Origin of the sequence: Sinorhizobium sp. RAC02, assembly GCF_001713395.1 — a bacterium.
Taxonomy (GTDB): Bacteria; Pseudomonadota; Alphaproteobacteria; order Rhizobiales; family Rhizobiaceae; genus Shinella.
The window spans coordinates 1796174-1820545 of the sequence record NZ_CP016450.1 but is presented as its reverse complement, the minus strand read 5'-3'; the positions used below and the strand labels follow the sequence as shown (position 1 = coordinate 1820545).

Sequence of the window (24372 nt, the reverse complement as noted above, 5' to 3'; positions counted from 1 at the left end):
ACGACGCCATGTGTGGACGATTTGCATTGCTGGCCAAGGCCGATCTCATGCGCGAGTTCCTCAATGTCGTGAACATGGAGGACCCGCCGCCGCGCTACAATATCGCGCCGACGCAACCGGTGCTGATCGTCGTCGCCAGCGACAAGCACGAGCCCGGCAGCAACCTTCCGGAGCGCAAGGCGATGCTGGTGCGCTGGGGCTTCATGCCGGGCTGGGTGAAGGATCCGCGCGATTTTCCTCTGCTCATCAATGCCCGCGCCGAAACGGCGATCGACAAGGCCTCGTTCCGCGCCGCCATGCGCCACCGTCGCATTCTCGTGCCGGCCTCCGGCTTTTTCGAGTGGCGAAGGCCGGCGGACAAGGGGGCGAAGTCGCAGGCCTATTTTATCCGCCCGAAGAAGGGCGAGGTCGTCGCCTTTGCCGGCCTCATGGAAACCTGGTCCTCGGCCGACGGTTCGGAAGTCGATACCGGCGCGATCCTGACGACGGCCGCGAACAACGACATCGCCCGCGTTCACGACCGCATGCCGGTCGTCATTCGTCCGGAAGACTTTTCACGCTGGCTCGATTGCAAGACCCAGGAGCCGCGGGACGTCGTGGATCTCATGAAGCCGATCGACGACGGCTTCTTCGAGGCGATCCCGGTGTCCGACAGCGTCAACAAGGTCGCCAATATGGGGCCGGATATCCTGCTTCCGGTCGAGGAGATGCCGCCGGAAACGAAAAAGGGCGCACAAGCGCCCCCACCGTCAGATCAGCTTTCGCTATTCTAGGATCAAAAAGTCCTGCTGCCTCGAAGCGGCTCAGTCGTAGAGCGGCTGAAGTACGGCCGGAATGTCATGCCCGCGGCGCTTGTCCTTGGGCTTCTGCTCAGGCTTGCACTGCGTGGCCGCAACGACGGCGCGCAGGCCGAGCGGCTTGTAGCGCTTCTGAAGGTTCTCTTTGGCTTCGGTATTCTGCACTGTTTCAGTGCGTGCGGTAGACATTGTCACTCTCCTGAAGTGTCTTTCATCGGGCGGCCCATTCGAACTTCCCCTGGTCGCTGCCCCAATGACCTATGCATTTACGGGACCTGTTCGGCCAAATTCTGCTCAAATCTTGATCGCTCTGCGGCGAATGGTCGAAAAGGGCGGGTTTTTGCGATCAACAATTGTGACTGCTGATAACATTCATTTGCGCGGCGTCTGGCGCACGCGCCCCTGAAGGAAGGCGGTGATGATGGCGCGCAGGCTGAACGGGTTTTCCTGCTTCTCGCCGGGCTGCGGCCGCTCCTCGCCGTGTTCGGAATTTTCACATGTCTTGGCATCCTCGCATTTCGTATTCCTCATGGCGTTCCCCTGGTTTTCCGGCGCTTCCGGGCCGGTTCGATGGCTCCTTTCTCTCATGCGGACAGAGGGCGCCGTGTCACCGCGGTAACAGGCGGAAGCGCAAAGGATTTTCGTCGGGAAAGCCATTCGCCCGCTTGACCGGACGCGTGCATGGCGCGATAAAGCAGGCCATGAAAACGGTACTCTGCATCCGCCGGAGCATTATTCGCTAGCGCACGCGCTGGCCCGGCCGTTTTCGTCCCCCAAAATCCCTGGATGACAACGACCCGGCCAGCCGGGTTTACGCCTTTTGGGAGATTTCTATGGCCGAAAAACCGGTCCTGACGCTGTACAACACGCTCACGCGGTCGAAGGAGCCCTTTGCGCCCATCGATCCAGACAACGTGCGCATGTATGTCTGCGGCCCGACGGTCTATGACTTCGCCCATATCGGCAATGCCCGCCCGGTCATCGTCTTCGACGTGCTGTTCCGGCTGCTCCGCCATGTCTATGGCGAAAACCACGTCACCTATGCCCGCAACATCACGGACGTCGACGACAAGATCAACGCCCGGGCGCTGCGCGATTTCGGCGGTGAGATCGCGAGCGGCGCACTGTCGCTCAACGCGGCGATCCGGCGCGTGACGGAGAAGACGGCAAACCAGTTCCATGCCGATATCGAAGCGCTCGGCGCCATGCTGCCGACGCACGAGCCGCGCGCCACCGAATTCGTGCAGCCGCGCGAAGACGGCAAGTCGGACATGGTCACCCTGATCGAACGGCTCATCGAACGCGGCCACGCCTATCAGGCGGGCGGCGAAGTGCTGTTCGACACGCATTCCATGGCCGATTACGGCGATCTCTCGAAACGCAACCTCGACGAACAGCAGGCTGGCGCCCGCGTCGCGGTCGATGCGCACAAGAAGAACCCGGGCGATTTCGTGCTGTGGAAGCTCTCCTCGCCGGAAGAGCCCGGCTGGGACTCTCCGTGGGGCCGCGGTCGCCCGGGCTGGCATATTGAGTGCTCAGCCATGGCTGCCGCCTATCTCGGCGAGACCTTCGACATTCACGGCGGCGGGCTCGACCTGATCTTCCCGCATCACGAGAACGAGATCGCCCAGTCGCGTTGCGCGCATGGCACCAAGGTCATGTCGAACGTCTGGATGCACAACGGCTTCCTGCAGGTCGAAGGCCGCAAGATGTCGAAGTCCGAGGGCAACTTCTTCACGATCTCGGAACTGCTGGACGAGGAAAAGTTCGGCGGCCGCAAATGGCCGGGTGAGGTGCTGCGTCTTGCCATGCTGATGACGCACTACCGCGAGCCGATCGATTTCAGCGTGAAGCGCCTGGAGGAGGCCGAACGCCTCCTTGCCAAGTGGCCGGCCGGCGGAAACCCGGCCGACGGTCGCGTGGATGAAAGCGTGCTGGCGCCGCTGCGCGACGACCTCAACACCGTCGCGGCGGTGCAGGCGCTGCATGCGCTTGCCCAATGCGCCAACAGCGATCCGCTGATGCTCCCCGTCTTCGCCGCCAGCGCCGAGCTTCTCGGCATCGCGCCGAAGAAGGCCGAGGTGTCCAAGGCGCTGGAGGAAAGCATCGGTTCGATCATCGAGCTTCGTCTCGAAATGCTGAAGGCGAAGAACTTCGCCGAGGCCGATAAGATTCGCGACGACCTCGCCGCCAAGGGCGTCCAGCTCAAGGACGGCAAGGACCCCGAGACCGGCGAGCGCGTGACGACGTGGGAGGTGAAGAGGTGACCACGCCCTTCTACACCGGCGGATGCCAGTGCGGCTCTGTGCGCTTCCATGTCGAAGGTGCGCTCGGGGATGCGTCGGTCTGTCATTGCCGGATGTGCCAGAAGGCGAGCGGCAATTTTTACCTACCGCTGGTTTCCGTCCGGGCCGCCAAGCTGACCTGGACGCGCGGCGAGCCGAAGCGGTTCCAGTCGTCGAACCATGGTTATCGCGGCTTCTGCGCCGATTGCGGCACGCCGCTGACCTATGAGGCGCCGGACGGCGTGGCGCTCACCATCGCGTCGTTCGACGATCCGGCCGAGATCGCCCCGCGCATCCAGTGGGGCATCGAGGCGAAACTGCCCTATGTGGATACGGTCCATGACCTGCCGGGCGAGGACACGATGGCGGATCAGGATGCCGCCTCCTTCCTCGCCGACCTCGTCTCCTACCAGCACCCTGACCACGACACCGACGACTGGCCGCCGGAGCGCAAGCCATGAGCATTTCGCGCATCTATACCGGCGGCTGCCAGTGCGGCGCGGTGCGCTACCGTGTCGAGGGCACGCTCGGCGATCCGCATCTGTGCCATTGCCGCATGTGCCAGAAGGCGGCCGGCAACTATTTCCTGCCGCTCGCCAATGCGTCGCGGGAGCGTTTTTCGATGACACGCGGCGAGCCCGGCTGGTTCCAGTCGTCCGAGATCGTGCGCCGCGGCTTCTGCCGGGATTGCGGCACGCCGCTGTTCTATGATGGCCTCGCCTCGGTCCATATCAACGTGACACTCGGTTCTCTCGACGATCCCGACGACGTGCGCCCGATCGCGCAATCCGGCGTCGAATCGCGCGTCGTCTGGTTTTCCCAGCTGCCGAAACTTGCCGAAAGCGAAAGCAACGAGGGCGAGGGTGGGGCGGAGCGCCACCTCACGATCCGCGACTCGAACCGTCAGCATCCCGACTACGACACCGATCACTGGCCGCCGGAGGAATAGACATGACCGAGACCGTTCGTACCGGAGGCTGCCAGTGCGGCGCCGTCCGTTTCCGCATCAAGGGTGAGCTCGGCCGTCCGTCGATCTGCCATTGCCGCATGTGCCAGAAGCAGTTCGGCGGCTTCTTCGGTCCGCTCGTCACCGCCAAGGGCGAGACGGAATGGACGCGCGAGGAGCCGGCCTATTTCCAGTCCTCCATCAACATTGCCCGCGGCTTCTGCAGGCATTGCGGCACGCCGCTAACCTACAAACATCCCGGCGGGTTGGAGATCGCCATCGGCGCCTTCGACGACCGCAGCGATCTCGCGCCGCAGATCCAGGTCAATTACGGCTCGCGTCTTCCCTGGGTCGAGGCGATTTTCGCCGCACCCGTGCATGACGATCCGAACTATTACAGCCAGCAGGAGCAGATCATCTCCTTCCAGCACCCCGACCACGAAACCGAAAACTGGCCTGCCCACGGATTGAAATTATGAGTGAAGCCTTGCGGACCCTGTATCCCGAAATCGAACCCTATGCCTCCGGGCAGCTCGACGTCGGCGACGGGCATGTCATCTACTGGGAGCGGGCCGGCACGCCGGGCGCAAAGCCCGCAGTCTTTCTGCATGGCGGCCCCGGCGGGACGATCTCGCCCAACCATCGCCGGCTGTTCGATCCGGCGCTCTACGACGTGACGCTGTTCGACCAGCGCGGCTGCGGCAAGTCCACGCCGCATGCGGAACTGGAGGCGAACACGACCTGGCACCTCGTCGCCGATATCGAGCGGCTGCGCGAAATGGCGGGTGCGGAAAAGTGGCTGGTCTTCGGCGGCTCCTGGGGCTCGACGCTGGCGCTCGCCTATGCGGAAAAGTATCCCGAGCGCGTCTCCGAACTCGTCGTGCGCGGTATCTATACGCTGACCAAGGGCGAACTCGACTGGTACTACCAGTTCGGCGTTTCGGAAATGTTTCCGGACAAGTGGGAGCGCTTCGTCGCCCCCATCCCGCCCGAAGAGCGCCACGAGATGATGCTCGCCTACCACCGCCGCCTGACGAGCGACGACAAGGCGACGCGCATCGCCGCCGCCAAGGCCTGGAGCCTGTGGGAAGGCGAGACGATCACGCTTCTGCCGGAGCCGTCGACGAGCGACAAGTTCGGCGAGGACGAGTTTGCCCACGCCTTCGCCCGCATCGAAAACCATTTCTTCGTCAATGCCGGCTGGCTGGATGAGGGGCAGCTCCTACGCGACGCGCACAGGCTCACCGGCATTCCCGGCGTCATCGTGCATGGCCGCTATGACATGCCGTGCCCGGCCAAATACGCCTGGCAGCTGCATAGGGCCTGGCCGGAGGCGGAGTTCTACCTCGTCGAAGGCTCGGGCCACGCCTATTCGGAGCCCGGCATTCTCGACCGCCTGATCTACGCGACCGATATGTTCGCGGGGAAAGTCTGAAACATGCAAAAACACCGTATCTACCTTTTCGACACCACGCTGCGCGATGGCCAGCAGACGCCCGGCATCGACTTTTCCGTCGAGGACAAGATCGCGATTGCCGGCATGCTGGACGAGTTCGGCCTGGATTATGTCGAGGGCGGTTATCCGGGCGCCAACCCGACGGATACGGCTTTCTTTGCGAAGAAACGCACCGGCCGCGCCAAGTTCGTCGCTTTCGGCATGACAAAGCGCGCCGGCATTTCCGCTTCCAACGATCCGGGTCTTGCAGCGCTCCTCGATTCGAAGAGCGATGCGATCTGTCTTGTCGCCAAGAGCTGGGACTACCACGTGCGCGTCGCGCTCGGCTGTTCCAACGAGGAGAACCTCGAAAGCATCGCCGAATCGGTGAAGGCCGTCGTGGCCTCCGGGCGTGAGGCCATGGTGGATTGCGAGCACTTCTTCGATGGCTACAAGGCGAACCCGGACTATGCGCTGGCCTGCGCCACCACGGCTTTCGCCTCCGGCGCCCGTTGGGTGGTGCTCTGCGACACCAATGGTGGCACGCAGCCGTCGGAAGTGCAGGCGATCGTGAAAACCGTCATCGCCGCCGGCGTGCCGGGCGAAAACCTCGGCATTCACGCGCACAATGACACGGGCCAGGCCGTCGCCAATTCACTGGCCGCGGTCGAGGCGGGCGTGCGCCAGATCCAGGGCACGCTGAACGGCATCGGTGAGCGTTGCGGTAATGCCAATCTCATAACACTCATCCCGACGCTGGCGCTGAAGGAAGCCTACAACGCGCGCTTCGAGATCGGCATCGATACGGAAAAACTGACCGGCCTCACCAAGCTGGCGCACACCTTCGACGAGCTTCTGAACCGCTCGCCGGACCATCAGGCGCCCTATGTCGGCGCCTCCGCCTTTGCCACGAAAGCCGGCATCCACGCCTCGGCACTGCTCAAGGACCCGCGCACCTACGAACACATCACGCCAGAGAGCGTCGGCAACCTGCGCAAGGTCATGGTGTCCGACCAGGGCGGCAAGGCGAACTTCATCAATGCCCTGAAGCTGCGCGGCATCACGGTCGGCAAGGATGACCCGAAGCTCGACCGCCTGATCCAGATCGTCAAGGATCGCGAGGCGACCGGCTACGCCTACGAAGGGGCGGATGCGAGCTTTGCGCTGCTTGCCTCCCGCACGCTCGGCACGGTGCCGGATTTCTTCCATGTCGAGAGTTTTCGCGTGATGGTCGAGCGCCGCTACGATGCGAACGGCCAGCTCAAGACGGTGTCCGAAGCCGTCGTGCGCGTCATCGTCGATGGCGAGACGATGATGTCGGTCGCCGAGGGCCACGGTCCCGTCAACGCGCTCGATCTTGCGCTGCGGAAGGACCTCGGCAAATACCAGGCCGAAATCGCCGACCTGGAACTGGCGGACTACAAGGTGCGTATCCTCAACGGCGGTACCGAGGCGATCACCCGCGTGCTGATCGAATCGACGGATGGAACCGGCGCACGCTGGTGGACGGTCGGCGTCTCCGACAACATCATCGACGCCTCCTTCCAGGCGCTGATGGACTCCATCGTCTACAAGCTCCTGAAGAACCGCGGGGATGCTGGGCGGGTGGCCGCGGAGTAGGGGAGCGAGGTTCAGCGTCGCTCATCCTCCCTTCACCGGAATGAATTGGTGTATTCACGTCTATTGGAGTATTTCCCTCGGAAATTCCATAAATCGACGGGAAATGACACCATGGCCGACGCGAATTCCTCCAGCGGTCTCCAAACCGGCGATTCGCCGCGCGGTTTTGCCTTTGCCTTGACCGCCTATGTGCTGTGGGGCTTCCTGCCTTTCTTCATGAAGGCCGTCGCCCACATTCCGGCTTCGGAAGTGGTGGCGCACCGCATCGTCTGGTCGGTGCCGCTGGCCGGCCTCGTGCTGATCTGGCTCGGCCGCACGGGGGATATCAAGGCGGCACTGCGCTCACCGCGCATGCTTGCCATGGCGACGTTGACGGCCACGCTGATCACCGTCAACTGGGGCATCTATGTCTGGGCGATCGGCGCCGGCCGCACCATCGAGACGGCGCTCGGCTACTATATCAATCCGCTCTTCTCGATCTTCCTAGGCGCGGTCCTGCTGAAGGAAAAGCCGGACCCGGCGCAGATGGTGGCGATCGGGCTTGCTGCCTGCGCGGTGGCGATCCTCGCCTTCGATGCGGGCGGCCTGCCATGGGTGTCGCTCGGCCTCTGCCTGTCCTGGGGTTTTTACGCCTTCTTCCGCAAGACATTGCCGATCGGACCGAACCAGGGCTTCTTCCTCGAGGTGCTGCTGCTCAGCGTGCCGGCGACCGGCTATATCATCTGGCTGGAATCGACGGGGCAGGGCCATTTCGGCGATACCGGCATGACGGACGTGCTCTGGTTGCTCGCCACCGGCGTCATCACGGCCATTCCGCTGATGATCTACGCCAATGGTGCCAAGCTGTTGCGCCTCTCCACCATCGGCATCATGCAGTATATCGCCCCGACGATGATCTTCATCATCGCCGTCTTCGTCTTCGGCGAACCCTTCGGCACCACCAAGCTGATCGCCTTCGTGCTGATCTGGGCAGCCCTGTTCCTCTATTCCGGCTCGATGCTGCGCTCTGCGCGGGCAAGGCGTGCCGCGGCGGCGGAATTGAAGCCGGCGGAGTGACGGGCAAACAGAAAGCCGAAGGTTGCGGACCTTCGGCTTTTTACAATGCTTTAGCAGAACGCTTCAGAGGCGCGCGATAATGTCCGCTTCGCCGTCGCGGTCGACCTGTCCCGCCCAATGATCGACGAGCGCTGCGACGATCTCTTCCGGATCGTCGATGACGAGCGGCTGGACGAGATGGGCGGTATGGATGAAGCCTTCGTCCGCCATGTGGCGGATGAGCTTCAGCATCGGATCCCAGAAGCCGCCGATATTGGCAAAGACCATCGGCTTGCGGTGGCGGCCGAGCTGCGCCCAGGTCATCACCTCGACGATTTCTTCCAGCGTGCCGATGCCGCCCGGTAGCGCCACGAACGCGTCGGCGCGATCGAACATCTTGTGTTTGCGCTCGTGCATGTCGGGCGTGATGATCAATTCGCTGAGCTGGCCCAGTGAATGACGGGTGGCCTCCATATCCACGAGGAATTGCGGTATAATGCCCGTGACGCGGCCGCCATGCGAGAGCACGCCGCTGGCGACCGCCCCCATGATGCCCTTCGTGCCGCCGCCATAGACGAGGCGCAGATGGTTTTCGGCCATCGCCTGGCCCAGACGTCGCCCGGCGGCGATATAGGACGAATCACGGCCCGGCTGGGAGCCGCAGTAAACGCAGACGGATCGAATCGGCAAGGTTTGTTCACTCATGAGGGGATTCAGCCACCCTGCCGGCAGCCCGTCAAGGATAATGACGAAAAAGCACGGGGCCGAAGCCCCGGATTGCCCCCTGAACCTTGTGTAAAACACTGCGAATCGATAGCAATTTCAGGAGGGGACCCCGGGAAACCGGGACAGAAAGAGAGTTGATGATGAAGAACAAGACGGGTCTGGTGGCCTTGATCGTGCTGGCGGCGGCAACGCTGCTCATGGTTTTCTTCGTGCTGCCCAACATGAACAAGGACAAGCCGGCGGAAACGACCGTCGCAAACCTGGTCGACAAACCGGCCGAAGGTGGCGGTGAGACCACGACGGCCGAGGGCAAGCAGTCCCGCCCGGCGACGGCCGAAACCGCGACCAGCGGCGAGGTGACGACCGAGGTCGAGAAGCCGGCTGCCGGCACCGCAACCGGGACGGAGACCGCGACCCAGGAAACGGCCAAGGCCGAGACGACGCCGGCCGACCCCACAACCGGCTGGGTCACGCCCGCCTTCGATCTGCTGCGTGTCGAGCCGGACGGTTCCACGGTGATTGCAGGTCGCGGCCAGCCGAACACCAAGCTGGAAATCAAGAATGGCGAAACCGTCGTCGCGACGGCCGATATCGGCCCGTCCGGCGATTTCGCCGCCGTCTTCGACCAGCCGCTCGCGGCGGGGGATTACCAGCTGACCCTCAACACCAAGGACGACAAGGGCGTTGCCAAGACCTCCGAAGAGGTTGCAACCGTCTCCGTGCCGACGAACAGCAGCGGCGAGCTGCTCGCCATGGTCTCCAAGCCAGGCGAGGCAAGCCGTCTGATCACCGTGCCGGAAACCGCCGAGAAGGCTGTTGGCGAGGCCGCTGGGGCGGCCCAGAAGTCTGTCGAACAGGCGGCCGGCGAAACGGCATCGGCCGTAGGCGAGGTTGCGACGAACCCTGAAGAGAAGGCCGCAGCTGCGACCGCTACCGATGGGCAAGCCGCGGGCACGCAAACCGCTCTGGCAACGGGCGAAGGCACCCAGCCGTCCGGCGAGGTCGCGACGGCTGATACGGCCGCCACCGCGGCGGACGCCACCGACGCCGCCACGAAGGCGCAGGCCCGTGTTTCGGCCGTCGAGCTGGAGGGTGAGCGCATGTTCATCGCCGGCACGGCCAAGCCCGGCGCGCTCGTGCGCATCTATGCTGACGACACGCTTGTCGGCGAGGCGAAGGCCGACGAAGCCGGCCGCTACGTGGCCGATGGCGCGATTAACCTTACGGTCGGTCGCCACACGGTCCGCGCCGATGTGATGAGCCCGGACGGCAGCAAGGTCGATTTCCGCGCCTCCGTTCCGTTCGACCGGCCGGAGGGCGAGCAGGTTGCCGTGGTGGCGCAGGACGATGCAACCGGCAACACCAGCCCGGCGCTCGGCCTCATCGGCGGCGGCATGTTCGACAAGCTGCGCAGTGAAGCCGACAAGGCGATCGCGCTGTTGAAGGGCCTGTACGCGAACGGCAAGATGCCGACCGCCGAAGAGTTGGCTGCCGCCCGCTCTGCCACGGAAATCGCCTTGAAGTCGCTGTCCGAGTTCAAGCCTGGCGCAGAAGAGGGCGAAGCGGCACGCGAGATGGCCGCCAAGGCCTCCGCCGCGGCAACCTCTGCGCTTGCCCGCCTCCAGGCCCTGCCGAGCGATGCCGCTGCCGTTGGCGCCGCCCTGGGGTCGATCGAGACGGCCGTTGCCGATGCGCTGGCACCGGCCATCGAGAAGGCTGAAACCGTGGTCAAGGCTGCGTCGTCCGCTGCCGATACCTCCATCGAGGGCATGGCCGCGCAGGTGACTGTCCTGCAGCAGCAGTTCGTCACGCTGTTCTCCGAGGGCCGCAATGCGGCGCCGGCGGAGATCCAGACCGCCCGCACGGCGCTCGAAGCTGCACTCAAGGGCATCACCGGTTTTGCGCCGCCGGCCGGCGCAGCCGCGGATGTGGCGGCGGCCATCGCGAAGCTGAAGGGCTGGGCCTCGACGGCACTCGACCGCCTCGCTGCCGTACCGGCCGGCGCTGGCAAGGAAGCCTACCAGCAGGCGCTTGCCGCCCTCGAAGGCATGCCCGCGCTCACCGCCGCAACGGCGAATGTCGTGGCGACCGCAACCGAAGGCGTCGGCGGCGCGCCAGTCGCCGAAACCACGAGCCCGGCAGAGGACACGACGACGGCCGGCGGCACTGCGTCCGCGACCGGGAGCGAGACCGGCACGGTCGCCGGTGGCACTGGCACCGGCACTGCTGCGGGCAGCGGCGAAGCGGTTGCGGAAGAGCCCGAAACCGTCGAGCAGGCGCCGCTTCAAGCCAGCAAGACCTCGGTCATCATCCGTCGCGGCGATACGCTGTGGCAGATCTCCCGCCGCATCTACGGCAAGGGCGTGCGCTACACGACGATTTACCTCGCCAACGAGGCCCAGATCACCGATCCGGACCGCATCATTCCCGGCCAGGTCTTCGGCGTGCCGGACAAGGCGATGGAAACCGACGCGGAAGCCGAGAAGATGCACCGCAAGCACGTGCGCGGGAATTGATCCACGGCAATTTCCTGCCGGCTGTTGCGAAGCGGCCGGCAAGGACCTATCTCATGGATGCGGCGCCCAGCGGGCGCCGCATTTTCATTCGAGCAGTCCTGGAGCACCCGAAACAACCGGGACCGGGACTCTATGGGGCCGGGCAGCCGTCCCGCGGAGGCCAGCGTGGCGACGACGAAAAAGACGGTTTCGGCCGATAGCAGCAACCCCTTTCACACGCTGGTGAACCTCTGGCCCTACATGTGGCCCTCCGACCGGCCGGACCTGAAGATGCGCGTCGTCTGGGCCTCGGTCTTCCTGCTCCTGTCGAAGATCGTGCTGCTGCTGGTGCCCTATTTCTTCAAATGGGCGACCGATGCGCTGAACGGCAAGGCGGACGCCGTGGCATTGCTGCCGACCTTCCTGCTCGGTGCGGTGATGCTGGTGCTTGCCTATAATGGCGCACGCATCCTGCAGGCCGGCCTCAACCAGCTGCGCGACGCGCTGTTTGCCAGCGTCGGGCAATATGCCGTGCGCCAGCTTGCCTACCGCACCTTCGTGCACCTGCACCGCCTGTCTTTGCGCTTCCATCTGGAACGGCGCACCGGCGGCCTGTCGCGCGTCATCGAGCGCGGCACCAAGGGCATCGAGACGATCGTGCGCTTCACGATCCTCAACAGCGTGCCGACCTTCATCGAATTCCTGATGACCGCCGCCATCTTCTGGTGGGGCTACGGGCTGCAATACTTGCTCGTCACCGCCGTCACCGTCTGGCTCTACATCTGGTTCACCGTTAGGGCGAGCGACTGGCGCATCTCCATCCGCCGTTCGATGAACGACAGCGACACCGAGGCGAACACGAAGGCGATCGACTCGCTGCTGAACTTCGAGACAGTCAAGTATTTCGGCAACGAGGACATGGAAGCGCGCCGCTTCGATCAATCCATGGAGCGCTACGAAAAGGCGGCGACCCAGGTCTGGACCTCGCTTGGCTGGCTGAACTTCGGCCAGGCGCTGATCTTCGGCGTCGGCATGGCGATCATGATGGGTATGTCGGCGCTTGCCGTGCAGCGCGGCGAGCAGTCGCTCGGCGATTTCGTCTTCATCAATGCCATGCTGATCCAGCTCGCCATCCCGCTCAATTTCATCGGGTTCGTCTACCGCGAAATCCGCCAGGGCCTGACGGATATCGAGCAGATGTTCGACCTGCTCGAGGTGGAGCAGGAGGTGCAGGACAAGCCGGATGCCACCGACCTCGCCGTCTCCGATGGGGCGATCTCCTTCAAGGATGTGCATTTCGCCTATGATCCGGCACGCCCGATCCTCAAGGGCATTTCCTTCGACGTGCCGGCGGGAAAAACCGTCGCCGTCGTCGGCCCCTCCGGTGCCGGCAAGTCAACGCTGTCGCGGCTGCTCTATCGGTTCTACGACGTGCAGGAAGGCGCGGTCACCATCGACGGGCAGGATGTGCGCGACGTGACGCAGAAAAGCCTGCGCTCGGTGATCGGCATGGTGCCGCAGGACACCGTGCTGTTCAACGACACGATCGCCTACAACATCCGTTACGGCCGGCCGGGTGCCAGCGACGCGGACATCATGGCTGCCGCTGAGGCCGCGCAGATCGGCCCGTTCATCCGCCACCTGCCCGAAGGGTTCAAGGCGATGGTCGGCGAGCGCGGCCTAAAACTCTCCGGCGGCGAGAAGCAGCGCGTCGCCATCGCCCGGACCATCCTGAAGAGCCCGCCGATCCTCATCCTCGACGAGGCGACCTCGGCGCTCGACACCCGCACTGAGCAGGAAATCCAGGCCGCACTCGACGTGGTCTCGAAGAACCGCACCACGCTCGTCATCGCGCACCGTCTCTCCACCGTCATCTCGGCCGACGAGATCATCGTGCTGAAGGACGGCGTGATCGCCGAGCGTGGCACGCATGGCGAATTGATGCAGCGCGACGACGGCCTCTATGCCTCCATGTGGAACCGCCAGCGCGAGGCGGTCCAGGCTGAAGAGCGGCTGAAGCAGGTGCGCGAGAGCGACGATCTCGGCATCATCGTGCGTGGTGTGCCGGCGGCCGAGTGATCACTCGCCGGGGCCGGCAAACAGGATCAGGTTGCCGTCTGGATCGAGCACGATAAAGGTGCGCGTGCCCCAGGGCTGCGTCTTCAAGGTCGCGTGGAAGGCGACGCCCGCCGCCTGATAGTCGAGGAAGAGTTGCTTGATGGCGGCTGCGCTGTCGAGCGTGATCGATGCCGACAACAGTTCCTCACGTGCGCGGATATCGCCGACGAAGACCGGTTCCGTGACCTGCCGCAGGCACAGCCGCGCGTGGTCGCGTTCGACAACGCCGTAGAAGGGCGGTTCGCCATAGGCGAAATCGACGGCGAAGCCGAGCTTCTCCGTGAAGAAGGCGAGGGCGGTGGCGAAATCGCGCACATAGAGGACCGGTTCGGCGCCACTGAGCGCGGGGCGTTCCTGTGAGGTTGCGGTGGGTTGCTCATGCTCTGGGCTCCTGCCTTGAGCGCCGGCCAATCCGCAAAACCATTCTGAAGAGCGACAAGCGTCTGTGCATCGGCAAGCGAGAACGGCGCATCCAGCACATCCCGGTCGGTGAGATCCTGGAACTCGGGCAGGGTGGCGCGGATGACCGCGGCCACCGGATGGTGCCGTTCACGATGCCAGCGCACATATTGCTTGGCTTGTTTCCTGAGGTTTTCGAGATTCGGCATGGGCGCAGCTACGGTTTCGGTCGTAGGTGGGCATTGCCCCTTCGGCCTCGCCGATGCGCCCTACAGCAACGGGTAAATTGTGCCTCCGTTGATCAAATCTTGTCAACACCGCGTTAGAGGGATGTGGCACATGAGAGATGTGGAGGTCGATGATGGACAGAATCGGAGAGGATGGTCTGTTTCGGCACCGCGTGCCGGTGCCTCTTGCCCTGCGCATCTTTCTCGTCGCTGCCGGTCTCTTCGTTATCATCATCGCGACCTGGGAGCTTTATCGCGGCGTCTGGCCGTTTAACTTCGCGAGCCCTTTCTTTCTCTTCCTCATTCTCGGCGCCTGGTCGGTTGGCGGGCCGGTCGCCTGGGCAGGCCTGAATGGTGCTTCCGGGGTCTGGATCGTCGGGCCTGGCCGCATCACGATCGAGCGCAAACGCCCGTTCCTCAAGCTCCAGCAGGACGTTTTCAGGGAGGACGATGGCATGCGCCTCGACGTGGTCGAAATGGAGGCCATGGAAGGGGATTCGACCTGGTCCGTGGTTCTGGTCGCCGCGGATGGTCGGCATTTCGAAACGCGTGAACTGCGCACGCGCGCTGCTGCCGAACGGCTACGCGATCGCATCGAATCGGCGTTCACATCGACGGAACCTTTGAAGCCAACGCAGGATTGAGGGGACAGAAGCGGGCTCTCGCTGGGGGCTATTCGCCACGCCGCATTGCTCCCGCCCGGTTTTCACGCTAGGTCCATGGCGTGAAATTGTCAGGAGATGTCGGAAGATGAGTTTGGTCGATACGATACGCAGCACCCTGGTGCCGATCCATCGGGAGGGCTGGAAGTTCGTGGCCGGCTTCTTCGTCGTCTCGCTGCTGCTCGGTGCGGCCTGGGAGCCGCTGATGTGGATCGGCTTCGTGCTCACCGCCTGGTGCGCCTATTTCTTCCGCGATCCCGAACGCATGACACCGCAGGACGACGACCTCGTCATCAGCCCGGCCGACGGGCGCGTCTCGGCGGTTGCCCTGGTGACGCCGCCGGCCGAGCTCGAACTCGGCGACGAGCCGATGATGCGCATCTCCGTCTTCATGAACGTCTTCAACTGCCACGTGAACCGTGCGCCGATGCGCGGCCGCGTCTCGCGCGTCGCCTACCGTGCCGGCAAATTCCTGAATGCCGATCTCGACAAGGCAAGCCAGGAGAACGAGCGCAACGGCCTCGTCATCGAGAGCGCGCATGGACCGATCGGCGTCGTGCAGATTGCCGGCCTCGTCGCACGCCGCATCCTGTGCTGGACCTCGATGAACGACAGCCTGGAGGCCGGAGAGCGTTTTGGTCTCATCCGCTTCGGCTCGCGTCTCGACGTGTTCCTGCCGGCGGGCGTCCAGCCGCGCGTCAGCGTCGGCCAGATGGCCATTGCCGGCGAGACGGTGCTGGCGGAATTTGGTTCGGACAAGGGCCCGGTCATCAGCCGTCGGGGGTAGAAGCTTGGGCGCGGACTGCGAATAGAGCAGGTCTGAGGATGCGAACGCCTCTTTGCTCTTCCCTATTCGCCAGCCGCTACTGATTGTTCACTCACTAAAACGAGCGAAGCGAAAAGACATGGACACTCCGTTTCCGCCCTATGAGCCGAATGGCCCGAACGACGAGGCCCGGGGCCCGCGCCTGCGCGAAATCCCGTTCCGCATCATCATTCCCAATCTCATCACGGTTCTTGCCATCTGCGCGGGCCTCACCGGCATCCGGCTGGCCTTCGAGAACCGCTACGAGCTGGCCGTCGGCATGGTGCTGCTCGCGGCCTTCCTCGACGGCATCGACGGGCGTGTCGCACGCCTTCTGAAGGCAACGTCGAAATTCGGCGGCCAGATGGACTCGCTTGCCGACATCGTCAATTTCGGCGTGGCGCCCGCACTCGTGCTCTACGTCTTCATTCTCGACCAGGCGCGCTCCTTCGGCTGGATCGCGGCGCTGATCTACGCCATCGCGGCGGGCCTGCGTCTCGCCCGCTTCAATGTCATGGCCGAGCGCGAGACCAAGGCGAAATGGCAGTCGGAATACTTTGTCGGCGTACCGGCGCCGGCGGGCGCCATGCTGGTGCTGCTGCCTGTCTATCTCGGTTTTCTCGGCATCACTCCAAGCCCGCTCTTCGGTTTCCTGGCATCCGGCTACACGGTGTTGATCGGCTTCCTGCTGGTGAGCCGCCTGCCGGTCTGGTCGGGCAAGTCGGAAGGCAGCCGCGTGCGCCGCGATCTCGTTTTGCCGATCATCCTGCTCGTCGTGCTCTATGTCGCCACCCTTATGAGCTTCACCTGGGAAACCATGGTGATCACCGTCGTCGCCTACCTTGCCACCCTGCCGTTCGGCGCCCGCTCCTGGCAGCGCAAGTATGGCGGCTGGAGCGCGCCGACCACCCACGGCGCAAGCGAATTCCCCGAGGAGCCGGACGGCTCCTAATCGCCCGATAATCACATCCGCGTGAGCCTGACAAAAGCCCTGTCCACAGTCCGTGGGCAGGGCTTGATTTTTTATTGCCTGTCGACTAATTAGTGAGAAAATAGATAGTAAGCTAATAATATTTGGACTAGCAAGATGAACGCTACCGATCCGCGCGAACGCCTCCTCGATGATCTCTCCCGCGTCCAGCGCAAAATGCGCGCTTTGTTCGACGCGCGGGTGAAGGAGAGGGGGCTGACGCTTCCCCGCGCTCGTGCGCTTTTGATCCTCGGCCGTGGCGCCGAGCTGAACCAGCGGGAACTTGCCGAGGAACTCGATATCGAGACGCCGACGCTTGTGCGCCTGCTGGACGGCATGGAAAAGCAGGGCTTCATCGAGCGCCGATCCGTCGAGGGCGACCGCCGTGCCAAGCAGATCGCCATGACGCCGCGCGGCGCCAAGGTTGCTGAAGAGGTGCTGGATCTCGCCAGGTCGCTGCGCGCCGACGTTTTGAAGAGCATCCCGACCGGCGACATGTCGACCACCGTCAAGGTGTTTGCCGTCATGTCTGAAAACATCGCCAAGAGCTGTCGCGAGAGCGTCGAGGCATGAGCACCGTTCCCGCCAACGAGCCGCGCGGGACGGAGGAAGAGGCGTCGGAGCTAGTCGAGAAGGAGCCTGTCGAGGACAAGCCGGCCGCCCCGCCGCCGGCTCCACCGCCGATGGCACCGCCCCGCGCCGCCGCCTACATGGCGGCGTCGACGTTGCTCGCCATGACGCAGGGTTTCGGGCTGAATCTCGTCGCCGCCAACATTCCGCAGCTTCAGGGGCCGTTCGGCGCGACGAGCGCCGAGGCGGTCTGGCTGATGGCCGCCTACATGGCGCCCAACGCCTCGCTGTCGATCATGCTCATCAAGATCCGCAACCAGTATGGCCTGCGTCCCTTCGCCGAACTCGGCATTGCGGTCTTCCTCGTCGTATCGGTGCTGCACATTTTCATCACGGACCTCCAGTCCGCCATCGTGCTGCGCTTCTTCGCCGGCATCGCTGCCGCCCCGCTGTCCTCGCTCGGCTTCCTCTACATGCTGGAAGCCTTTTCGCCGGCGCGAAAACTGACGGTCGGCATTTCGCTGGCGCTGACCAATATCGGCCTTGCCGCCCCGCTGACGCGCCTGATCTCCCCAACGCTCATCGAACTCGGCGGGGTGAGGGCGCTCCTCCATTTCGAGATCGCTCTGGCCATGCTTTCCTTCTCGGCGATCTACCTTCTGCCCTTGACGCCGCCGCCGCGGGTCAAGGTCATCGAGAAGCTCGATATCCTGAGCTACCTCTTCATCGCCGTCGGTTTCGGGGCAGGCGCCGTCATCCTGGTGACGGGGCGAACCTACTGGTGGCTGGAGGCGCAATGGATCGGCGAGCTGCTGGTGGTCATGGTCGGTGCGCTCACCATTGCCGCCGTAATCGAACTCAATCGCAAGACGCCACTCATCGACCTGCGCTGGCTCTTTAGCCGCGAAATGCTGCATTTCACCGCCGTCTTGATCCTGTTCCGGCTGATGCTCGCCGAACAGACCGCCGTCGCCGGCAATTTCTTCCAGATCACCGGGCTGTTGAACGACCAGCTGACTGGCCTCTACGGTTTCGTGGCGCTGGCGACGGCTGCGGGCGGTCTCGTCTGCGCGGCGATCATGAAGCCCGGCCGCGAGCCTGGCCTGCACATGGTCGCGTTGCTCCTGATCGGCTGGGGCGCCTTTCTCGACAGCCATGCGACGAACGTGACGCGGCCCGAACAGATGTATCTGAGCCAGGCGATGATCGCGGCCGGCGGGAGCCTGTTCCTGCCTCCGGCCATCGCCTCCGGCTTCACGCTGGCGCTGCGCAAGGGGCCGCAATACATCCTGAGCTTCATCGTCGTCTTCCTGGTGACGCAGAGCCTCGGAGGCCTTGCCGGTTCCGCGATCTTCGGTTCCTTCATCACGCTGCGCGAAAAATTCCATTCGAATATCCTCGCCCAGACGATGACGCTCGCCGATCCGCTGGTCGCCGCCCGCGTCTCGCAGCTTTCCGCCGCCTATGGTCACACGATCATCGATCCCGCCGTGCTCAAGGCGGAAGGCGTGGCGCTGCTCACCCAGCAGGTGACGCGGGAGGCCAATGTGCTCGCCCACAATGACGCGTTCTTCGTCATCGCGCTCCTGGCGGTAGGAGCCGCCACCGCCCTTGCCATCCACAGGATTATCGTTCGTATCAGAGAGGCCAGCACCCGCATCGGCGGCGAAGCGGCCGTTGAAGGTTGACTGCCATGAAGACATATATCCGTCACACCGCCACCACGCTCGCCGTGCTCCTCGGGCTCGCCGGTATCGTTGCCGTGCTCTACGCCTGGCACCTGCCGCCCTTTTCCAGCGAGGTCCAGACGACGGACAATGCCTATGTGCGCGGATACGTAACACTGATCAGCCCGCAACTGAGCGGTTATGTCACGGATGTCCCGGTGAAGGATTACGAGACCGTCAAGGCGGGCGCCGTGCTGGCGCGCCTCGACGACCGGATCTACCGCCAGAAGGTCGAGCAGGCGAACGCCACGCTCGCCAGCCAGAAGGCGGCGCTTGCCAATTCCGAGCAGCAGGAAAATGCCGCCAACGCCCGTATCGGTGCGAGCAACGCCGCCCTCGACAGCGCCAGATATGCCAGGCGCCGGGCGGAGGAAAACTGGAACCGTATCGAGGAGCTTTCCAAAAAGGGCATCGCCACCCAAAGCGACCGCGAACAGAGCCGCACCACGTTCGACCAGGCGGAGGCCGCGGTGTCGCAGGCCGAGGCAAACCTCGAAGTCTCGCGGCAGGATCTCCAGACGATCATTGTCGGCCGCGATTCGCTGCGGGCTGCCGTGGCCGGCGCGGAAGCCTCGGTGGAGCTTGCCAAGATCGACCTCTCCAACACGGTGATCACTGCGCCGCGCGACGGTGCCGTCGGTGAAGTGGGCGTCAAGCTCGGCCAGTATGTCGCCGCCGGCACGCAACTGATGGCCGTCGTGCCGCATGACACCTGGGTCATCGCCAATTTCAAGGAAACCCAGCTTGCCTATATCCAGCCCGGCCAGAAGGTCGAGGTCAGCGTCGATGCGTTGAAGCATGCGACGCTCACCGGCCGTGTCGAGCGCTTCTCCCCCGCCGCCGGTTCCGAATTCAGCGTCATCAAGCCGGACAACGCCACCGGCAACTTCACCAAGGTCGCCCAGCGCGTGCCGGTGCGCATCGCCATCGATGAAGGGCAGGACCTGGCAAAACACCTCGCACCCGGCCTTTCGGTCGTGGTGAGAACGGTGGTGGACGAGTAGGGCAATTCCAGCAAAAGCACGTAGCGGATCTGCACAAACAAAAACGCCGGGGCAAAACCCCGGCGTTCGCATTTCCGTCGCTAAAAGCTTACTCGGCGGCGACGATCTTGCCGTCTTCCCACTTGAACAGCGAGAAGCTCTGCGAGGTCAGGTCGCCGTTTTCACCATAGGTGAGCTTGCCGATGGCGGTCGGGACCGCTTCGCCGGACTTCAGAGCGGTGGCGACGGCAGCAGCGTCTTCCGCGCTGCCAGCCTTCTCGATGCCGGCCTTCAGCACTTCGACGGCGGCATAGGCGTTAAGCGTGAAGGCTTCCGGCGGAATGCCCTTTTCCTTCAGCACGGCCACGGCGGCCTGGGAGTCGGGGCTCTTCAGCGCGTCGGACGCGTTGGTGAAGAGCGTACCGGCAGCAGCTTCGTTGCCGATTGCCCAGTATTCGCTGTTCGACAGGCCTTCGCCGCCGATGATCGTTGCGTTGATCGAAAGGTCCTTCAGCTGGCGGGCGAGCAGGCCGCCTTCCGGATGGTAGCCGCCGAAATAGATGACTTCGACGCCGTCAGCCTTGAGACGGGTCAGGAGCGCGCTGAAATCCTTCTCGCCGGGGGTAACCGAATCATAGAGCGCTTCGGTGATGCCGCCCTTGTTGATCGCGGCCTTGAATGCGTCCGCCAGGCCCTTGCCGTAGGCGCCCTTGTCATGGATCACGGCGACCTTCTTGTCCTTGAACTTGGCAAGAACGTAGGCAGCGGCGACATCCGCCTGCTGGTCGTCGCGGCCGCAGGTGCGCAGCACGTTGGTGAGGCCGCGGGCCGTCAGGTCCGGTGCGGTTGCCGTTGGGGTAACCATCAGAATGCCGTTTTCAGCCAGCACGTCGGAGGCCGGGATGGCAACGCCGGACGTGACCGGTCCGACGACGAAGCGGATGCCTTCGCCGACGATCTGGTTGGCGGCCGAAACGCCCTGCTTGGGTTCGCCGCCGTCATCCGCCAGCTTCAGCACGACCTGCTCGCCGAGGATGCCGCCGTTCTTGTTGATCTGGGCGACGGCAGCTTCGGCGCCGTTCTTGACCTGGTCGCCATAGGCGGCGACCGGGCCGGTGAGCGGCGCAATGAGGCCGATGACGATGTCTGCGTGGGCGAGTGGCGCGAAGGCGACGGAAGCCGCGAGCAGGGCTCCGGCGAAAATTGGCTTCTTCATGATCTCTCTCCTGAGCTTGGGCCTTGGGGAAAGGCCCGGTCGCAAACGCTCACGCGCCCGGACGGCGCTGCCGTATTCCGATGCGGAGCGGGTTCTTTCACGGTCCGGAACAATCATGCGCGAAGGCCCGGCGTGCTGCAGATTGATTAGGCCGTAAGGCCAAAAAGCGCAACAAAATAATGCATTTGCATATTTGATGGGCGGATCACCGGCGTGAATGAGAGACGCTATCCGGCATTTGAATCAAAACGGATTGTTAAGATTTACGATTTATAAATATTCGCGAATTCTGAGGAACTGCGATGCGTTGCGTATTGATCGTCGTCCTCCTGCTGCTTGCCGGATGTGCGTCCGTGCCCCGCCAGACGCGGGACGCCTGTGCCATCTTCGAGCAGCGCGACGGCCTATTCGATAATTGGCGGCGAGCCGCCAACCGTGCCGAGCGGGAATACGGCGTGCCCGTTGCCGTGCTTATGGCGACGATCTACACGGAGTCCGGCTTCCGGCATAATGCGCGCCCGCCGCGCACAAAACTCCTCGGCTTCATTCCGTGGAAACGCCAGTCGACGGCGCTGGGCTTCTCCCAGGCGCTGGACGGCACCTGGGCGCGCTACAAGCGCGAGACGGGCCGCTGGATGGCCAAACGCACCGATTTCGGCGATGCGATCCGCTTCATCGGCTGGTACCACAGCGAGAGCCACCGCAAGAACGGGATAGCCCTTAACGACACCTACCGGCTCTACATCGCCTATTATCACGGCCATGCCGGCTACAAGCGCGGCAACTGGAGCGGCACGGCGAAGACGGGCGGGAAGCGGGCGGCGGATATGGCCGCCTTGTATACGCGCCAGCTCAAGAACTGCGGTTCCTGGTAAGGTCAGGCACCCGCATCGTCGTTCGGCGACTGCGAAGGCGGATGGAAAATCCCGTAAACCAAAGAGGCCTGGCTCGATTTCCCGAGCCAGGCCTCTTTGGTTTATGAGTGAGGGGTCGCGCGCTGCCGGTCACTCCGGCAGGCGGTAATCCAGCAGGCGGCCCTGGCGCATGTCGAAGAGCTTGCCGGTCTCGGTGTAACCCGGGGCGACGAGCGGCAGAATGGCCTTCGCCACATCCGACGGATGCTGCACGGTTGTCGGGTCTTCACCGGGCACGGCCTGCGCGCGCATGGCGGTGCGGGTGGCGCCGGGATCGACCGAGGTGATGCGCAATGCCGTGCGCTGCGTCTCGCCGGCCCAGGTGCGGGCCAGAGCCTCGACGGCCGCCTTGGAGGCGGAGTAGGGGCCCCAGAAGGGCTTGCACTTGTGCGCGGCGCTCGACGACAGGATGACGGCGCGGCCGGCGTCGGATTTCATGAGCAGTGGCTCAACCGAGCGGATCAGCCGCCACGTCGCGGTGACGTTGATGGTCATCACCTTTTCGAAAACCTTCGCCTCGACATGGCCGATCGGCGAGATCGTGCCGAGCACGCCGGCATTGGCGACCAGGATGTCGAGCTTGCCCCAGCGCTCGAAGATCGAGCCGCCGAGCTTGTCGATCGCTGCCATGTCGGCCAGGTCGAAAGGCACCAGCGTCGCGGAGCCGCCGACGGCCTTGATCGCATCGTCCAGTTCTTCAAGCCCGCCCACGGTGCGGGCGCAGGCGACGACATGAGCGCCGGCCTTGGCCAGTTCGAGGGCAGTGAAATAGCCGATCCCGCGCGACGCGCCGGTGACCAGCGCGATGCGGTCTGTGAGGTCGATGCTCATGCTGCTGTCAATTATCCGTTGCTTGCCATTACCGAAATCTTCCGTCCCATCGTCTCGCCTTCCTTGTCAAGGAGGCGCGTCGGATAGTCGCCGGTGAAGTAGTGGTCGGTAAACTGCGGACGGGCGTTGTTGCGGTCTTCGCCGCCGACGGCGCGGTAGAGGCCGTCGATGGAGATGAACTCCAGCGAATCCGCACCGATATGCTTCGCCATCGCCTTGACGTCGTTGTACTGGTTGGCCAGCAGCTTGTCGCGGTCCGGCGTGTCGATGCCGTAGAAGTCCGGGTAGAAGATCATCGGGCTGGCGACGCGGATATGCACTTCCTTGGCGCCGGCATCGCGGATCATCTGCACGATCTTTAGCGACGTCGTGCCGCGCACGATGGAATCGTCGACGAGGATAACGCGCTTGCCGTCGATCATCGCGCGGTTGGCGGAATGCTTCAGCTTCACGCCGAAAGCGCGAATCTGCTGCGTCGGCTCGATGAAGGTGCGGCCGACATAATGGTTGCGGATGATGCCGTATTCGAACGGGATGCCGCTCTGCTGGGCATAGCCGAGCGCTGCCGGCGTGCCGCCATCCGGAACCGGCACGACGACGTCGCCGTCGACCGGATGTTCCTTGGCGAGGTTGATGCCCATGTTCTTGCGCGCGACATAAACGCTGCGGCCGCCGACGACCGAATCGGGACGGGCGAAATAGACATATTCGAAAAGGCAGAGCCGTTCCGGCTGCGCATTGCCCGACTTCTTCGCCTCGATGGTGATCGAGCCGTCCGGCTGGATTTCGCAGACGATGATCTCGCCGTTCTCGACGTCGCGGATGTATTTCGCGCCGATGATGTCGAGCGCGCAGGTTTCCGAAGCGAAGATCGGCTTGCCGTCGAGTTCGCCCATGACGAGCGGGCGGATGCCCGTGGGATCACGGGCGGCGATCAGCTTGGTGCGGGTGATGCCGAGCATGGAATAGCCGCCTTCCATCTGGCGGATCGCATCGATGAAGCGGTCCGTCGTGGAGGTGTAGCGCGAGCGGGCGATGAGGTGGAGCACGACTTCCGTATCGGAGGTCGACTGACAGATGGCGCCGCCGGCAATGAGCTGGCGCCGCAGCGTCAGGCCGTTGGTGAAGTTGCCGTTATGGGCGACGGCAATGCCGCCGACTTCCAGTTCCGCAAACAGCGGCTGCACATTGCGCAGTGCGACTTCGCCGGTGGTGGAGTAGCGCGTATGGCCGATCGCCATGTTGCCGGGCAGCTTCGCGAGCGTTGCCGGGTTGGTATAGTGGTCGCCGACGAGACCCATATGCTTTTCGGTATGGAACTGCTTTCCGTCGAAGCAGACGATGCCCGCCGCCTCCTGGCCGCGATGCTGCAGCGCGTGCAGGCCGAGCGCCGTCAGCGTCGCGGCTTCCGGATGGCCGAGAATGCCGAAGACGCCGCACTCTTCATGAAGCGTGTCGCCGTCGAGATCGTCGTCGTGGCGGCCGGGAAACAGGAAATCGCTCATTGCTGCAAGCCTTTGCTCGGGACCATAGGAGGTTGCACGGTCTTCGTTGGGTCCGGCCCTGCCCATATGGGTATTGCCGAAAGCATTTGCCACCGAGGCCCGGAAG

Annotated in this window: 23 protein-coding genes and 1 pseudogene; 17 read left to right on the top strand and 7 right to left on the bottom strand. The window is 63.9% G+C overall.

Annotation, left to right across the window (positions count from 1 at the left end; genetic code table 11):
• The first annotated feature begins 8 nt into the window (after positions 1-8).
• Positions 9-773, top strand: coding sequence for an SOS response-associated peptidase (locus BSY16_RS08740; protein ID WP_069059299.1), 765 nt, complete (start codon positions 9-11; stop codon positions 771-773).
• 30 nt (positions 774-803) lie between these two features.
• Here the strand turns inward: BSY16_RS08740 and BSY16_RS08735 are convergent, their stop codons facing one another.
• Both BSY16_RS08735 and BSY16_RS32330 read right to left on the bottom strand, forming a co-directional pair.
• Positions 804-986, bottom strand: coding sequence for a hypothetical protein (locus BSY16_RS08735; RefSeq protein ID WP_069059298.1), 183 nt, complete (start codon positions 984-986; stop codon positions 804-806).
• 183 nt (positions 987-1169) lie between these two features.
• Positions 1170-1328, bottom strand: coding sequence for a hypothetical protein (locus BSY16_RS32330; RefSeq protein WP_171902396.1), 159 nt, complete (start codon positions 1326-1328; stop codon positions 1170-1172).
• Positions 1329-1630: 302 nt separating this feature from the next.
• On the opposite strand from BSY16_RS32330, the gene cysS reads away from it, so the two are divergent.
• From cysS to rarD, 7 genes are all read left to right on the top strand, one after another.
• Positions 1631-3064: a cysteine--tRNA ligase gene (gene cysS, locus BSY16_RS08730; RefSeq protein ID WP_069059297.1), complete on the top strand. Its 1434-nt coding sequence runs from the start codon at positions 1631-1633 to the stop codon at positions 3062-3064.
• On the top strand, positions 3061-3543 hold the full coding sequence (locus tag BSY16_RS08725) for a GFA family protein (RefSeq protein WP_069059296.1): 483 nt from the start codon (positions 3061-3063) through the stop codon (positions 3541-3543). Before cysS ends, BSY16_RS08725 begins: the two co-directional genes overlap by 4 nt.
• Positions 3540-4031 carry a GFA family protein gene (locus tag BSY16_RS08720; RefSeq protein WP_069059295.1) on the top strand — a complete coding sequence of 164 codons (492 nt, stop codon included), beginning with the start codon at positions 3540-3542 and terminating at the stop codon, positions 4029-4031. Before BSY16_RS08725 ends, BSY16_RS08720 begins: the two co-directional genes overlap by 4 nt.
• A gap of 2 nt (positions 4032-4033) precedes the next feature.
• Complete coding sequence (locus BSY16_RS08715) at positions 4034-4507, top strand: GFA family protein (protein ID WP_150129905.1); 474 nt, start codon at positions 4034-4036, stop codon at positions 4505-4507.
• On the top strand, positions 4504-5463 hold the full coding sequence (pip, locus tag BSY16_RS08710) for a prolyl aminopeptidase (protein WP_069059293.1): 960 nt from the start codon (positions 4504-4506) through the stop codon (positions 5461-5463). Before BSY16_RS08715 ends, pip begins: the two co-directional genes overlap by 4 nt.
• Before the next feature lie 3 nt (positions 5464-5466).
• The gene (cimA, locus tag BSY16_RS08705) at positions 5467-7083 is read left to right on the top strand and encodes a citramalate synthase (protein ID WP_069059292.1); all 1617 of its coding nucleotides are present in this window, start codon (positions 5467-5469) and stop codon (positions 7081-7083) included.
• Positions 7084-7194: 111 nt separating this feature from the next.
• Positions 7195-8139: an EamA family transporter RarD gene (gene rarD / locus BSY16_RS08700; protein WP_069059291.1), complete on the top strand. Its 945-nt coding sequence runs from the start codon at positions 7195-7197 to the stop codon at positions 8137-8139.
• 63 nt (positions 8140-8202) lie between these two features.
• Here the strand turns inward: rarD and BSY16_RS08695 are convergent, their stop codons facing one another.
• On the bottom strand, positions 8203-8823 hold the full coding sequence (locus tag BSY16_RS08695; protein WP_069059290.1) for an LOG family protein: 621 nt from the start codon (positions 8821-8823) through the stop codon (positions 8203-8205).
• A gap of 161 nt (positions 8824-8984) precedes the next feature.
• On the opposite strand from BSY16_RS08695, the gene BSY16_RS08690 reads away from it, so the two are divergent.
• Both BSY16_RS08690 and BSY16_RS08685 read left to right on the top strand, forming a co-directional pair.
• Positions 8985-11360: a LysM peptidoglycan-binding domain-containing protein gene (locus tag BSY16_RS08690; RefSeq protein WP_171902395.1), complete on the top strand. Its 2376-nt coding sequence runs from the start codon at positions 8985-8987 to the stop codon at positions 11358-11360.
• Positions 11361-11525: 165 nt separating this feature from the next.
• Entirely contained in the window at positions 11526-13418 is a 1893-nt protein-coding gene (locus BSY16_RS08685; protein WP_286157196.1) for an ABCB family ABC transporter ATP-binding protein/permease, read from the top strand.
• Here BSY16_RS08685 and BSY16_RS33235 read toward each other — a convergent pair.
• A pseudogene (locus BSY16_RS33235) lies at positions 13419-14065 on the bottom strand (VOC family protein).
• Positions 14066-14217: 152 nt separating this feature from the next.
• Here BSY16_RS33235 and BSY16_RS08675 point away from each other — a divergent pair.
• The 6 genes from BSY16_RS08675 (at position 14218) to BSY16_RS08650 (ending at position 19821) form a co-directional block, all read left to right on the top strand.
• Positions 14218-14727 (top strand): hypothetical protein, encoded by a 510-nt coding sequence (locus BSY16_RS08675; RefSeq protein WP_069059287.1) that lies wholly within the window; start codon positions 14218-14220, stop codon positions 14725-14727.
• A 106-nt stretch (positions 14728-14833) separates the two neighbouring features.
• On the top strand, positions 14834-15532 hold the full coding sequence (locus tag BSY16_RS08670) for a phosphatidylserine decarboxylase (RefSeq protein ID WP_069059286.1): 699 nt from the start codon (positions 14834-14836) through the stop codon (positions 15530-15532).
• 118 nt (positions 15533-15650) lie between these two features.
• On the top strand, positions 15651-16502 hold the full coding sequence (gene pssA / locus BSY16_RS08665; protein ID WP_069059285.1) for a CDP-diacylglycerol--serine O-phosphatidyltransferase: 852 nt from the start codon (positions 15651-15653) through the stop codon (positions 16500-16502).
• Positions 16503-16637: 135 nt separating this feature from the next.
• Positions 16638-17093, top strand: coding sequence for a MarR family winged helix-turn-helix transcriptional regulator (locus BSY16_RS08660; protein ID WP_069059284.1), 456 nt, complete (start codon positions 16638-16640; stop codon positions 17091-17093).
• A 110-nt stretch (positions 17094-17203) separates the two neighbouring features.
• Entirely contained in the window at positions 17204-18778 is a 1575-nt protein-coding gene (locus BSY16_RS08655) for an MFS transporter (protein ID WP_353652377.1), read from the top strand.
• Positions 18779-18783: 5 nt separating this feature from the next.
• On the top strand, positions 18784-19821 hold the full coding sequence (locus BSY16_RS08650; protein WP_069059282.1) for an HlyD family secretion protein: 1038 nt from the start codon (positions 18784-18786) through the stop codon (positions 19819-19821).
• An 88-nt stretch (positions 19822-19909) separates the two neighbouring features.
• Here the strand turns inward: BSY16_RS08650 and BSY16_RS08645 are convergent, their stop codons facing one another.
• A complete protein-coding gene (locus BSY16_RS08645; protein ID WP_069059281.1) occupies positions 19910-21016 on the bottom strand; it encodes a branched-chain amino acid ABC transporter substrate-binding protein in 1107 nt (368 codons plus the stop codon).
• 302 nt (positions 21017-21318) lie between these two features.
• On the opposite strand from BSY16_RS08645, the gene BSY16_RS08640 reads away from it, so the two are divergent.
• Entirely contained in the window at positions 21319-21891 is a 573-nt protein-coding gene (locus tag BSY16_RS08640) for a transglycosylase SLT domain-containing protein (protein ID WP_069059280.1), read from the top strand.
• Between the two features lie 129 nt (positions 21892-22020).
• Here the strand turns inward: BSY16_RS08640 and BSY16_RS08635 are convergent, their stop codons facing one another.
• The gene (locus tag BSY16_RS08635; RefSeq protein WP_069059279.1) at positions 22021-22761 is read right to left on the bottom strand and encodes an SDR family NAD(P)-dependent oxidoreductase; all 741 of its coding nucleotides are present in this window, start codon (positions 22759-22761) and stop codon (positions 22021-22023) included.
• Positions 22762-22772: 11 nt separating this feature from the next.
• Positions 22773-24266, bottom strand: a complete 1494-nt coding sequence (gene purF, locus BSY16_RS08630) for an amidophosphoribosyltransferase (RefSeq protein ID WP_069059278.1) — start codon at positions 24264-24266, stop codon at positions 22773-22775.
• Between the last annotated feature and the right edge of the window lie 106 nt (positions 24267-24372).